The following is an 11,919-nucleotide window of genomic DNA, read 5'->3' on the forward strand; positions in this document are numbered from 1 at the left end:
AAGGCCCGAAATCCAGCTTAAATCGGCAGGCATATCGGCGCGTTCGCCAAGGTCGCGCGGATATAAGGTTGCGAGGCCAAGCCTGTCAAGCATCGAAGTGGCTGCCGAGCCGGCATATTGCTGGCGCCTAAAGCTTTGCCGGGCAGACATTTGGGCGCACAGGCCGGGGTTGAGTTCAGCGAGGCACGTCGCTATGTCTCGGCCACGAAAGCCATGGTCATGAATTGATGAAACCGCGCATTGCAGTCCTCGGTTGCGGATACTGGGGCAGCAACCACATCCGCACCCTCAAGGCGCTCGGCGCGCTGCACGCGGTTTCGGACGTCAACCCGGCGCGTGCGGAGGGTTTTGCCAGCGAGCAGGACTGCCTGGCGATCGAGCCGGAGGCGCTGTTTGCCCGCGACGATGTCGACGCCATCGTCATGGCGCTGCCGCCGCAGTTCCATGCCGACATGGCGGTGCGCGCCGTGCTCGGGGGCAAGGACGTGCTGGTGGAGAAGCCGATCGCGCTGACAGTGGCCGATGCCGAGCGCTCGGTGCAGGCGGCCGCCGATAATGGCCGTGTCTTCATGGTCGGCCACGTGCTGCGCTTCCATCCCGCCTTCGAGACGCTGAAGGCGCTGATCGACAATGGCGAGCTCGGCGAGGTCCGCTACATCCATTCGCATCGGCTCGGCCTCGGCAAGTTCCATACCGAAAACGATGCATTGTGGGATCTGGCGCCGCACGATCTGTCGATGATCCTGGCCATCACCGGCACCGAGCCGGTCGAGGTGCGCGGCGAAGGCGCTGCCCTTCTCGACAATCTAAGCGACTTCGCGCATCTGCACATGCGCTTTCCCAACGGCCTGCGCGGCCATCTGTTCGCCTCGCGGCTCAACCCTTACCGCGAACGGCGGCTGACCGTGGTCGGCACCAAGGCAATGGCGGTATTTGACGATGTCGAGCCGTGGGAGCGCAAGCTTGCCGTGTACCGCCACGCGGTGTGGCAGGACAGCGGGCAATGGGCGTTCACCGCCAACGAGCCGTCCTATGTCGCGGTCGGCGAGGGCATGCCGCTGACGCGCGAGCTCGAGCATTTCATCCACTGCATCGAGACGCGGGCCGAACCGCGCACCAGCGGCGAGGAAGCCATCAGGGTGCTGCGCATCCTGACCGCCGGCACCGTCGCCCACACAAGGTCCTAAAGCGCGTCGCGTTCGTTCGACCTCATACGACGCGCTTCAGGTTTTTGTTTTTATGCATGTCGTTATCGCAAAACCGCTGCAACATGCATCAAAGAGAAAACGCCGTCTATTCGGCGGGAACCCGCGCCGGCTGGACGGCAAGCCGCGTCAGCATCGCCTCGGCTTCGGCGCCGCGCTCGGAGCGCTCGATGAAGCCGCCGCCGAACACACGCGCCTCGTTGCCATCGTCGGAATAGAGCACGCAAGCCTGACCGGGCGCGATGCCGGATTCGCCGTCGACCAGCTCCACCGAAGTGACGCCGGCGCGGTGATGCAGCACGGCTGGGCGCGGCGGCCGCGTCGAGCGCACCTTGGCAAAAAGCTCAAGCCCGGCCGCCGGGATATCGGTCAGCGGGCCATCGCCCAGCCAGTTCACGTTGCGCAAGAAGATCTTGTGGGTCTCCAGCGCCTCGCGCGGGCCGACGACGACGCGGGCCCGGTCGGCGTCGAGATGAACGACGTAGAGCGGCTCGCCGGAGGCGATGCCGATGCCGCGGCGCTGACCGACGGTATAGCGCAAAATGCCCTCGTGGCGGCCAAGCACGCGCCCGTCTATATGGACGATGTCGCCTGGATTGGCGGCAGCCGGCTTCAGCTTGGCGATGATGTCGGAATACTTGCCCTGCGGCACGAAGCAGATGTCCTGGCTGTCCTGCTTGGCGGCAACCGTCAATCCCATCTCCCCGGCGATGGCGCGAACCTCAGGCTTCGAAAGGCCGCCGAGCGGAAAACGCAGATAATCGATCTGCGCCTGGGTAGTGGCGAACAGGAAGTAGCTCTGGTCGCGGTCGGCGTCGACCGGCCGGTAAAGCGCGCGGTGGGCGCCATTGGCGCCGGAACGGATGTAGTGGCCGGTGGCCAGCGCGTCGGCGCCGAGTTCCTTGGCGGTCGCCAGAAGGTCGGCGAATTTCACCGTCTGATTGCAGGCAACGCAAGGGATCGGCGTTTCGCCGGCGACATAGCTCTCGGCGAACGGGTCGATCACCGCCTTGCGGAAGCGCTCCTCGTAATCGAGCACGTAGTGCGGGATGCCGAGCGTCTCGGAGACGCGGCGGGCATCGTCGATGTCCTGGCCGGCGCAGCATGAGCCGGCCCGGTGCGTTGCCGCGCCGTGGTCGTAAAGCTGCAGCGTGACGCCGACGACGTCGTAGCCCTCGCGCTTCAGCAGACCGGCAACGACCGACGAATCGACACCGCCCGACATGGCGACGACGACGCGGGTGTTTTCGGGGCGTCCGGGAAGGTCGAGGCTGTTCATGGTTCTTTCGTTCTGCACGGCGCTTCAATGCCAATGGCCGGAATATAGGTCAAGCGGCCCGGCTGCGCCAGCTTTGCCGGGCCGGCTCATTGTCCTGCCGGATTCAACGCGCTTGCCGGCAGATGTCTCAAATGCCGACGAAAAGGCTAACGCCGCGTTCATGATCCTTACCTAACCATTAGGGTCTGCTTAGGCAAATTTTAAAGCTGTGGCGGTAATGTGGTGGGGATTGGGTCTTTGAGTTTTTTGTAGAGAGTACGATGACCGATCTAATTAGACCGCGAGTCAAATATGTTATCGGGCCAGACGGCAGCCCACTTACCATCGCCGATCTGCCGCCGACAAACACACGTCGCTGGGTTATCCGGCGCAAGGCGGAAGTGGTGGCGGCGGTGCGTGGCGGGCTTTTGAGCCTCGAAGAGGCGTGCCAGCGCTACAAGCTCACCACCGAGGAATTCCTGTCCTGGCAGGCGTCGATCGACGAATACGGCCTTGCCGGGCTGCGCACCACGCGCATCCAGCAATACCGGCATTAGGCCGGTAAGGGCGCCGATCCGCGCCCTTACGTTTGCGAGGGGCGACGATCTGCAATTTCAGACCGTCAGCACCACCTTGCCGATCGGCCTGGTGGCGAGGAAGGCATGGGCGGCACCTGCCTGTTCGAGCGGAAACGCCTTTGCCACGTGGACGGCCAGCTTTTTCGCGTCGATCAATTTGCCGAGCTCCACCAGAGCGGCACGGTCGGGCACTACGGACATGCGCTCGACGCGGATGCCTCGCGTCCTGGCCTTTGCTTTGGTGGCATCGCTGACATCGAGCAGCGACACCAGAACGCCGCCGGCCTTGAGCACTTCCAGCGATTGCTCCGCATGCTCGCCGCCGAACGGGTCCAGAACCAGATCGATGTCGCGGGCCTTCCCGGTGAAATCATCCCTTGTGTAGTCGATCACCTCGTCGGCGCCGAGCGAGCGGACGAAATCGAGCTTTTCCGGGCTCGCGGTTGCGACGACGTAAGCGCCGTGCGCCTTGGCGATCTGCACCGCCAGATGGCCGACGCCGCCGGCTCCGGCGTGGATCAGCACGCGCTTGCCAGGTTCGAGCCGGCCATGGCGGACAAGGCCTTGCCAGGCCGTCAGGCCGGCCAGCGGCAGCGCGGCGGCTTGCGCGTGATCTATGCCTTCAGGTTTCGGCGCAAGCTCATCAGCCGGGACAGCGGCGAGTTCGGCGTAAGCTGCCGCCTGTTTGGGAAAGCGCGTCATGCCGAAGACGGCATCGCCGACCTTGAGGCCGGAGACGCCGGAGCCCAGCGCCTCGACAATTCCCGAAACGTCCCAGCCAAGGACAAAAGGCGGCTCGCCAAGCAGCGGATAGTGGCCGCCCCGCACTGCGCCGTCGACCGGATTGATGCCGGCCGCCTCGATGCGGACGAGCACTTCGCCAGCCTCGGGTGATGGCGCGGGGCGATCGGCAATGACGAGGACGTCGGGTCCGCCGAAGGAATTCTGGATAATGGCACGCATGGAGGCTCTCCTGCTGGTTTGATATGCCACTATCATTTGGATAGTTACATTCTATTGTCTAGTATGTACCTTTATGATATATACGCACCTCATGGATAGCGATGATTGTTTCCCTTCTGGTTATGACGCGTTCCGACGAACGTGCCCGTCGCACGCCGTGCTTGAGACGCTCGCCAGCAAATGGGTCTACTTGGTGATCTGTGCGTTGCGCCGGGGCCGGCTCCGCAATGGCGAATTGGCGCGCAAGCTCGAAGGCATTACGCCGAAAATGCTGACGCAGACGCTGCGTATCCTGGAACGCGACGGCCTTGTCCGGCGCGAGGTTTTCCCTGTCATTCCGCCGCGGGTCGAATATGAGCTGACCGAACTTGGCCAGAACCTGGCAGGACTGCTCAATCAGATCAGAGCCTGGTCGGAGCAGCATGTGCCCGACATCAAGAATGCGCGCGCGCGGGCGGCGGAACAGCAAGAAGATCTGGGTGCCTGATGCGGGCACCGTTCGGTGCACAGCAATGGCGCTCGAGCGCGACGTGCGTTAAAGCCTTGTTTTCAGCCGATCATGGCGCTGCGGCCGCCGGCTTCCGTGTCGCGAGCCTTGGTGTCGCGCGATTCGAGCATCTCGGCCTTCGAAAGCTCGGCTTCGGCTTCGCTCAGCAGTGATTCGGCGACATTTCGTTGCTGGGCGAGGTCGCTTTGCGAATTTCTGAGGTTGTCGCGGCGCAGGCGTGCCGCCTTGGCGAAGGTCGGATAGGCAAAATGATTGATGTCGGTGATGCCGGCCTTCTTCTCTTCGGCGGCGATCTGAAGTTCCAGCTCGACGGCCATGCGCTCGAATTCGGCGATCATCATGTCGAGCTGCAGCAGCTGCCGCCGCTTCTCGCTCACCTGAAATTGCTTCAGCCGAACGAGGTTTTCACGTGACTTCATGATTCGGTACTCCCGGAAACGCACACCTGCACATATCGTCCAATTCACCCGGCAAGGCCCAGGCTTCACCCGTTTCCACCGGCTTTCCCGGAACTATGGGAAACAAACTCCTAAAGTTTTTTGCCGGCGGTAACCATTCGTTTACGGGCATTGTTAATCATACGGCTCAGGACTTAAGGGCGGGTAAAAATTCTGCGTCTCGTCGCGAAACCCGGCCAACGAGTCCGAAGAGTCACTTAGTCTGGCTTATTAATGTGCCGCATTAACGGTTTGGGTCTGTGATTCGTTATTGGATTCAACAAGGTGTAGAAAGGGGTTAAAAAATCTGATACCGTCACGGACGGGGAATTAGGTTTTATTAACCATTCGATGGCAGCCTCTGCTCAGGGCAATCACTGCTCCGGTCCTGGACGGGTCGTGAAATGGTCCGGCAGCAGAAAAGGGGAATGAAATGCGCGTTCTGCTGATAGAAGACGACAGTGCAACCGCACAAAGCATCGAGCTGATGCTGAAATCAGAAAGTTTCAATGTCTATACGACCGACCTTGGTGAAGAGGGCGTCGATCTAGGCAAGCTTTACGATTACGACATCATTCTCCTCGACCTCAATCTCCCCGACATGTCGGGCTATGAAGTTTTGAGAACACTTCGCCTTTCCAAGGTGAAGACGCCGATCCTCATCCTCTCCGGCATGGCCGGCATCGAGGACAAGGTGCGCGGCCTCGGCTTCGGCGCCGACGATTACATGACCAAGCCCTTCCACAAGGACGAACTGGTCGCCCGCATCCATGCCATCGTGCGGCGTTCCAAGGGCCATGCCCAGTCGGTCATCACCACCGGCGACCTGGTGGTCAATCTCGATGCCAAGACCGTTGAAGTCGGTGGCCAGCGCGTCCATCTGACCGGCAAGGAATATCAGATGCTGGAACTGCTCTCGCTGCGCAAGGGCACCACGCTGACCAAGGAAATGTTCCTCAACCATCTCTATGGCGGCATGGACGAGCCGGAGTTGAAGATCATCGACGTCTTCATCTGCAAGCTCCGCAAGAAGCTCGACGCCGCGTCTGGCGGGCAGAATTACATCGAGACCGTGTGGGGCCGCGGCTATGTGCTGCGTGAGCCTGAAGATATCCGCGTCAGCGCCTGAACCAAGGGCATGATCCCAAAGTGGGCGCCGATTTTTCGGAAAAGAACCTGGTAAAACAACGAGATAGAGCTCATCCGACTTTCATCGGGATGGAACAGGCTCTGATCAGGCGGCAATCTTCAAGGCGCGGAAGCACTCGAGCAGTTGCGGCCGGTTGAACGGCTTCAGCAGGTAGCCCTGGGCGCCGGCGCGCTTTGCCCGCATGATCGCCCCGACGTCGACCTCGACCAGCGAAATCAAAACTTGCGGCAATACCGGGCTTTCCATGGCGCGCACGCGGCGGATGAGATCCTGCGCCTGCATGTCCGGCAAGGCGCCGTCGACGACGATGATATCAGGCATGTCGGCCGCGCACATCTCGATCGCCTCATGGCCGCTGGCGGCTTCGATCACCATCATGCCGGATCCGCCCAGGATGCGCCTTGCAACCTTCCTGATGACGCTCGAATTGTCGACGAACATGCAGCGTTTCATTCCCGGACCCTCTTTGCCATGCGGCGAACCGGCAGCGTCGTGGCATCTGCCGGGGAAAATAGGCCGATCTGGTAAAGAAGCCGAAAAGCCGTTAGGTAAAATTTTCCTGAAGATGTTTTAAGCGAAATCTTCTTTCGCAATGCTTCACGCAATCAATCTGCAAGCCGGTCTCACAGATGTTAAGACGACACCGCAAATATGACTTGGATAAAATACTTTCGCCGCTCTTCCGGAGAACTTCAGGCTGCAGAAAGGACGATCTCGTCGGCGGTTGCATGAATCGATATCGTCATGTTGGCTTCGCGGGCCAGGAGCAGCGTGTAATAGGGCTGCACCGAATGCGCGTCGATCGGCTCTTCCGGCCTGTGGCCGGAATGCAATTCCAGGAATTTGGGCGGCACGCGCAGCATCGGGCCGCTCGCCGCGAGCGCAAAGCGCGGCTCGGTCTCGAGGTTCTCCAGCGTGACCACCAGCCTGCCGCCGCGCGGAATGGCGGCGTTGGCGACGAGGATGAGATTGAGCAGCAGCTTGACCTTGTTCTTGGGCAACAGCGCGCGGGTTCCGTTCCAGATCAGTTCCGGCTTCTCGTTCTTCAGGAAGGCGATGGCCACGGCCTCGGCGTCCCCGGTGTCGATCAGCATGCCGGCGGAACCGGCGGCGCCGAAGGCGATGCGGGCGAACTGCAGGCGGGCGGAAGCGTTTTTGGCGCTTTGGCGGATCAGCTTCATGGCGTCTTCGTCGGCGCCGCCTTCGTCGAGCAGCTCAAGCCCGTTGTTTATGGCGCCGACCGGCGAAATGATGTCGTGGCAGACCCGGCTGCACAGCAGCGCTGCCAGATCGGGTGCGGAAAGGGTGAAAAGCTCGGCCATCGGCAAAAATCCCTGCAAATTTCACAACACAATGACCGGGCGATCATGATCACGCCTGTCCACACGAATCACGCTCTCTCCCAAGCATTCTGAATACACAGCGCTTGTGCGTGCAGCAACAAATCCAAAATCATGATTGTCGAAAATGGCGTGTTCACGCAGCTGGGTGCTGCGCGGGCGATGCGAAAACAGCCTTCGAACCGCCATCTTCATGTGAGAGTTTAATGGTTGAAAAAGGATTACGGCATAGTTTGCCCCTAACAGTCATCCTTAACGGCCGCCAAAGAGCCGTACGGGTGCGAGGCGTCGGCGAAAGTGCTCCCTGACGGAGATTGGAAGCATGGTTTCCCGATTCTACGACCGGACTTTTTTCCGTGTCATCTCAATGACGATCGCCCTGATCGGCCTTGTCGCCTTTTCGGCATCGGCCGCGCGGGCCGACGAATACACCGCACAGGAGATCGTCGATTCCGGTCATAAATTCTTCGGCGCGACATCGGGCGGGCTCGCCACCGTCGTCGAGAAGATTTTCGCCACCTATGGCCTGCCGAACGGCTATCTGCTCGGCGAAGAGGGGTCCGGGGCGCTGATCGGTGGCCTGACCTATGGCGAAGGCACGCTCTACACCAAGAATGCCGGCGATCACAAAGTGTTCTGGCAAGGCCCGTCGCTCGGCTGGGATTTCGGCGGCGAGGGCTCGCGCGTCATGATGCTGGTCTACAATCTCGACGATGTGAGCAGCCTCTATAACCGTTTTGGCGGCGTCGCCGGCTCCGCCTATGTCGTCGCCGGCGTCGGTTTCAACGTGCTGAAGAACAACAATGTGCTGCTTGTGCCGATCCGTACCGGCGTCGGCGCCCGTCTCGGCGTCAATCTCGGCTACCTCAAGCTCACCCAGCGCGCGACCTGGAATCCGTTCTGACCGGCATGACCGAGCCACTGCGATTGGGCCTGTGATCCCGCGGTCCGAGCTTTGCCGCGGCATACTCTTGCCGTGGCGCCGGATTTCCGTCATGCGAAGATGGCAAAGTCGACCTTTGGCGGTTGCCATGCACAACGGATAGTCATCTTGGTCCAGTCGATCCTGTTCTTTGTCCTCGGCTTTCTCTGCGCGGGCTTTCTGGCGCTGATGATTGCCCCGGCCGTGTGGCGGCGGGCGGTGGCGCTGACGCGCAAGCGCGTCGAGGGCTCGATGCCGTTGACGCTTGCCGAGATCCAGGCGGACAAGGATCGCGTTCGCGCCGAGTTCGCCGTTTCGGTGCGCCGGCTTGAAATGACCGTCAAGTCATTGCGCGAGAAGGCCGCCGAACAGCTGGTCGAGATCGGCCGCGACCGCGAAGCTCTGAAGGAATTAGCGGCCGAGCGGCAGGACAAGAACCGGGTCGTCGCCGACCTCACAACCAGGGGCGAAGAGCTTCGCAAGCGCGATGAGCAGCTGCAGCAGCTGTCGGAGCGGCTTGCGGAGACCGAGCGCGCGCTCGAAAAGCGCGGGCTCGAACTGCGGAAACTGGAGCACATGTATGACGACGCCAGTTTTTCGTCCAGCAGCCGGCAGATCGAGCTGGTGGCGCGCGAATCCGAGCTGCAGAAGCTGGCAAGCGACATTTCGCTGCTGCGCGGCCAGCGCAAGGAGGCGGACAGGCGCAGCCAGGAATTGGCAGCCGAAAGCAAGGCTTTGCGGGACGCGCTGAAGGCGAGAAGAAAAGAACCGGCGACCTGGAAAAGAGGGTCGAACGCCTGCTCGCCACGCTGGCCGATCGCGAGGACAGGCTGGAGCGCCGCGAGAAGGAACTGGTGCGCCTTCGCGAAAGGGCGAAAGGCGCTGAAAGGCCGCCTGCGGCGGGTCTTGCCGGCGTGCCAGGCAGTCCGGTCAATGTGGCCGCCAACGGCGACATCGAAAAGACAACCGCCAAGCTCGATGCCGACCGCGAGCGGCTGGAGGCCAGGCTGACATCGCTGGCACGCGAGAACAGACGGCTGAAGACGGATCTTGCTGCCGTCGAAACATCGAGATCGCAGGCCGGAGACGATACCGGCAGCAGCGACGCGGCATTGCGCGAAGAGATGAACGATCTGGCGGCGCAAGTCGTGGCCTTGACGGCAAAGCTCGACGGGCCGGATTCGCCGATCGTCCGGGCGCTTGCAGCGCCTGAGGATACGCGGCCGGGGAGCGGCGGACGCAGCCTTGCCGATCGCGTGCGGGCGCTGCAGAAGGCCGCTTCGACCGACTGAGATTCCGCAAGCGCGAGCGCGGGACGCCCCGGCTCTAAAGCGCGCCGCGTTCGATCGGCCTCATGCGACGCTTTAGGTTCTTGTTTTGATGCATGTCGTTACCGCAAAACCGCTGCACTCTTTTGCGCGACATGCATTAGGCTCCGGAAAAATGATGCAGCGCGATGGCTGACGCGGCGGCGACGTTCAGGCTGTCGAAACCTTGCGCCATACCGATCCGCAGCGTCTGCAGGCGGGCAAGCAGGCTTTCCGGCAGGCCTTCGCCCTCGGTGCCGAGATAGAGCGCCAGCCGCTCGTTTCTCTTGGCATCGCGAATGTCGATCTGCCCGCGCGGCGACAAGGCGAATTGGCTGAAGCCTTGCCGGTCGAGCATCGCGATGCAGCCGGCGGCATAGGCAAAGCAGGCGAAAGGAATTTTCAAGGCGGCGCCGACCGAGACGCGGATAGCCTTGCGGTACAGCGGATCGCAACAGGTCGGATCGAGAAGCACGGCATCCGCGCCAAAGGCGGCGGCATTGCGGAAGATCGAACCCATATTGTCATGATTGGCGATGCCGACCAGCACCACGATCAGCGTGCGGGCGGGCAGTGCGCCAAGCAAGGCCTCAGCGGAGATGGCCGCACCTTTGCGGCCGATCGCCAATATGCCGCGATGCATGTGGAATCCGGCGATCCTGTCGATGATTTCGCCGGATGCGACATAGATCGGAAGCCCGACAGGCGCCTTGCGCAAGATTTCATCGAGGCCGGCCAGCCGGTTCTCGAGTACCAGCACCGATTCTGCCTCGAAGCGCCGAGCGGCAAGCAGCGTGTCGAGCACCACCTTGCCTTCGGCGACGAAACGGCCTTGCCGGCCGGCAAGATCTCGCTCCCGGATGTCGAGATAGGCGGCGACGCGGGGATCCTGCGGGTCGTCTATGCGGATCGGATTCATGGCTTCCTCGGCGGACCATGGCGTCGGTCGCGAATCGGGATTCGGTTTCGGAAGGCACGATGCCGGATCCGAAGCTCGGACCGTATCTCAGCGTCCAAATGGATGCACGCCGTTCGAACGGTCAAGCCCAATCAGGTGTATGCCGGGCTCAGATTGGGCCTGCCTGCCTCTTAGCGACAGGGAAATCTAGGTTCCCGCGGCACGGCTCGTCGGCCAAGCCGTTTCAATGCAGAATTTTCGATAGAGCGAAGGAACCGCACGGGGCCATGCCGCGTCATAGAAGCGGGCTCCTGCTGCAGTCCTGGGAGGACATCGATGATCAGGCTCCTCCTCGTCTTTGCCGCCACGCTTGCCCTCGCATGCGGCGTGGCTTGCGCGGCCAAGCTCGATCCAGCCACCGTCAATCAGGCCCAATTCACTGTCGGCGAACCGAAGGGTGTCGATCCGACGCTGCTGAAGGCGCAGATCCTTCTGGATCGCGCCCGCTTCTCGCCGGGCCTGATCGACGGCCGCCTTTCCCAGAACTTCGCCAAGGCCGTTGCCGCGTTTCAGGCGGCAAACGGACTTCCGCCCGATGGCAAGCTCAGTCCACAAACCTGGAGCAAACTCGTCGCAACCTCCGCCAAGCCGGTGCTGGTGACCTATGAGGTGATGCGCAAGGACGTGCGTGGACCTTTCACCAGGCGTATTCCAGCTCGCTTGGAGAGGATGGCCCGCTTGCGGCGGCTCGGCTACCGCAATGCGGTGGAGAGGTTGGCCGAGCGCTTCCATATCAGCGAACAATTGCTGAGAATGCTCAATCCTGGCACCAGCCTCAGGAAACCAGGCAGGACGTTGGTGGTGCCTGATGTCGGCAGGGGCGACCCTCCCGCCGGCGTTGCCGCCGTCGAGATCGACAAGGGCACTCGCCAGGTGCGTGTGCTCGACCGTGCCGGCAAATGGCTGGCGGTCTACCCCGCCTCGATTGGGAGCGAGAAGAAGCCGGCGCCAAGCGGCACGGCAGAGGTCAGGCGCGTGGTCCACAACCCTACCTACCACTACGATCCGGACTTCGCTTTCAAGGGGGTCAAAACCAAGCGGCCCTTCACCATCGCTGCCGGGCCGAACAATCCCGTAGGATCGGTCTGGATCGATCTCTCCATCGAAAGCTACGGCATTCACGGCACGCCCGAACCAGGCAAGATCGGCACGACCTTTTCGCATGGCTGCATCCGGTTGACCAATTGGGATGCCGAAGACCTTGCCTCCATGGTGCAGCCGGGCACGAAGGTCGAGTTCAAGGACGAGATGGCGCAGACCGCCGACGAGCGCGTTCAGTAGCAAGGTGGACTT

At 61.8% G+C, this 11,919-nt stretch carries 12 protein-coding genes and 1 pseudogene; 7 read left to right on the forward strand and 6 right to left on the reverse strand.

The window, feature by feature from the left end:
* The first annotated feature begins 227 nt into the window (after nucleotides 1–227).
* Nucleotides 228–1,187, forward strand: coding sequence for a Gfo/Idh/MocA family protein (locus tag RQ479_RS30195; protein ID WP_376703440.1), 960 nt, complete (start codon nucleotides 228–230; stop codon nucleotides 1,185–1,187).
* Between the two features lie 106 nt (nucleotides 1,188–1,293).
* Here RQ479_RS30195 and mnmA read toward each other — a convergent pair whose 3' ends face one another.
* Nucleotides 1,294–2,484 (reverse strand): tRNA 2-thiouridine(34) synthase MnmA, encoded by a 1,191-nt coding sequence (gene mnmA / locus RQ479_RS30200; protein WP_376703441.1) that lies wholly within the window; start codon nucleotides 2,482–2,484, stop codon nucleotides 1,294–1,296.
* A gap of 260 nt (nucleotides 2,485–2,744) precedes the next feature.
* Between mnmA and RQ479_RS30205 the strand changes: the two genes are divergently transcribed.
* Entirely contained in the window at nucleotides 2,745–3,020 is a 276-nt protein-coding gene (locus RQ479_RS30205) for a DUF1153 domain-containing protein (RefSeq protein ID WP_023679563.1), read from the forward strand.
* Between the two features lie 57 nt (nucleotides 3,021–3,077).
* Here the strand turns inward: RQ479_RS30205 and RQ479_RS30210 are convergent, their stop codons facing one another.
* Nucleotides 3,078–4,004, reverse strand: coding sequence for an NADP-dependent oxidoreductase (locus RQ479_RS30210; protein ID WP_352466763.1), 927 nt, complete (start codon nucleotides 4,002–4,004; stop codon nucleotides 3,078–3,080).
* A gap of 91 nt (nucleotides 4,005–4,095) precedes the next feature.
* Between RQ479_RS30210 and RQ479_RS30215 the strand changes: the two genes are divergently transcribed.
* The gene (locus RQ479_RS30215; RefSeq protein ID WP_292659975.1) at nucleotides 4,096–4,491 is read left to right on the forward strand and encodes a helix-turn-helix domain-containing protein; all 396 of its coding nucleotides are present in this window, start codon (nucleotides 4,096–4,098) and stop codon (nucleotides 4,489–4,491) included.
* Between the two features lie 62 nt (nucleotides 4,492–4,553).
* Here RQ479_RS30215 and RQ479_RS30220 read toward each other — a convergent pair whose 3' ends face one another.
* Entirely contained in the window at nucleotides 4,554–4,931 is a 378-nt protein-coding gene (locus RQ479_RS30220) for a flagellar export protein FliJ (RefSeq protein ID WP_023719275.1), read from the reverse strand.
* A 451-nt stretch (nucleotides 4,932–5,382) separates the two neighbouring features.
* On the opposite strand from RQ479_RS30220, the gene ctrA reads away from it, so the two are divergent.
* Nucleotides 5,383–6,078 carry a response regulator transcription factor CtrA gene (gene ctrA / locus RQ479_RS30225; protein WP_006203583.1) on the forward strand — a complete coding sequence of 232 codons (696 nt, stop codon included), beginning with the start codon at nucleotides 5,383–5,385 and terminating at the stop codon, nucleotides 6,076–6,078.
* Between the two features lie 105 nt (nucleotides 6,079–6,183).
* Here the strand turns inward: ctrA and RQ479_RS30230 are convergent, their stop codons facing one another.
* Together RQ479_RS30230 and chpT are read right to left on the reverse strand one after the other, a co-directional pair.
* Nucleotides 6,184–6,552, reverse strand: a complete 369-nt coding sequence (locus tag RQ479_RS30230; protein WP_352466765.1) for a response regulator — start codon at nucleotides 6,550–6,552, stop codon at nucleotides 6,184–6,186.
* Between the two features lie 239 nt (nucleotides 6,553–6,791).
* Nucleotides 6,792–7,421: a histidine phosphotransferase ChpT gene (gene chpT / locus RQ479_RS30235; RefSeq protein WP_352452917.1), complete on the reverse strand. Its 630-nt coding sequence runs from the start codon at nucleotides 7,419–7,421 to the stop codon at nucleotides 6,792–6,794.
* A 385-nt stretch (nucleotides 7,422–7,806) separates the two neighbouring features.
* On the opposite strand from chpT, the gene RQ479_RS30240 reads away from it, so the two are divergent.
* Nucleotides 7,807–8,343: a DUF1134 domain-containing protein gene (locus RQ479_RS30240; RefSeq protein WP_292660010.1), complete on the forward strand. Its 537-nt coding sequence runs from the start codon at nucleotides 7,807–7,809 to the stop codon at nucleotides 8,341–8,343.
* Between the two features lie 147 nt (nucleotides 8,344–8,490).
* Nucleotides 8,491–9,653 (forward strand): annotated as a pseudogene (locus tag RQ479_RS30245) (hypothetical protein).
* Between the two features lie 136 nt (nucleotides 9,654–9,789).
* Here RQ479_RS30245 and RQ479_RS30250 read toward each other — a convergent pair.
* A complete protein-coding gene (locus tag RQ479_RS30250) occupies nucleotides 9,790–10,587 on the reverse strand; it encodes an RNA methyltransferase (protein ID WP_352466767.1) in 798 nt (265 codons plus the stop codon).
* 315 nt (nucleotides 10,588–10,902) lie between these two features.
* Here RQ479_RS30250 and RQ479_RS30255 point away from each other — a divergent pair, with 315 nt between their 5' ends.
* Complete coding sequence (locus RQ479_RS30255; RefSeq protein WP_376703442.1) at nucleotides 10,903–11,907, forward strand: L,D-transpeptidase; 1,005 nt, start codon at nucleotides 10,903–10,905, stop codon at nucleotides 11,905–11,907.
* The last annotated feature ends 12 nt before the right edge of the window (nucleotides 11,908–11,919 follow it).

This window comes from Mesorhizobium sp. ISC25 (assembly GCF_042295465.1).
Taxonomy (GTDB): Bacteria; Pseudomonadota; Alphaproteobacteria; order Rhizobiales; family Rhizobiaceae; genus Mesorhizobium.

Coding starts and splice junctions, on each gene's coding strand:
- RQ479_RS30195 (WP_376703440.1), top strand. CDS start 228: ATGAAACCGCGCATTGCAGTCCTCGGTTGCGGATACTGGGGCAGCAAC.
- mnmA (WP_376703441.1), bottom strand. CDS start 2,484: ATGAACAGCCTCGACCTTCCCGGACGCCCCGAAAACACCCGCGTCGTC.
- RQ479_RS30205 (WP_023679563.1), top strand. CDS start 2,745: ATGACCGATCTAATTAGACCGCGAGTCAAATATGTTATCGGGCCAGAC.
- RQ479_RS30210 (WP_352466763.1), bottom strand. CDS start 4,004: ATGCGTGCCATTATCCAGAATTCCTTCGGCGGACCCGACGTCCTCGTC.
- RQ479_RS30215 (WP_292659975.1), top strand. CDS start 4,096: ATGGATAGCGATGATTGTTTCCCTTCTGGTTATGACGCGTTCCGACGA.
- RQ479_RS30220 (WP_023719275.1), bottom strand. CDS start 4,931: ATGAAGTCACGTGAAAACCTCGTTCGGCTGAAGCAATTTCAGGTGAGC.
- ctrA (WP_006203583.1), top strand. CDS start 5,383: ATGCGCGTTCTGCTGATAGAAGACGACAGTGCAACCGCACAAAGCATC.
- RQ479_RS30230 (WP_352466765.1), bottom strand. CDS start 6,552: ATGAAACGCTGCATGTTCGTCGACAATTCGAGCGTCATCAGGAAGGTT.
- chpT (WP_352452917.1), bottom strand. CDS start 7,421: ATGGCCGAGCTTTTCACCCTTTCCGCACCCGATCTGGCAGCGCTGCTG.
- RQ479_RS30240 (WP_292660010.1), top strand. CDS start 7,807: ATGACGATCGCCCTGATCGGCCTTGTCGCCTTTTCGGCATCGGCCGCG.
- RQ479_RS30250 (WP_352466767.1), bottom strand. CDS start 10,587: ATGAATCCGATCCGCATAGACGACCCGCAGGATCCCCGCGTCGCCGCC.
- RQ479_RS30255 (WP_376703442.1), top strand. CDS start 10,903: ATGATCAGGCTCCTCCTCGTCTTTGCCGCCACGCTTGCCCTCGCATGC.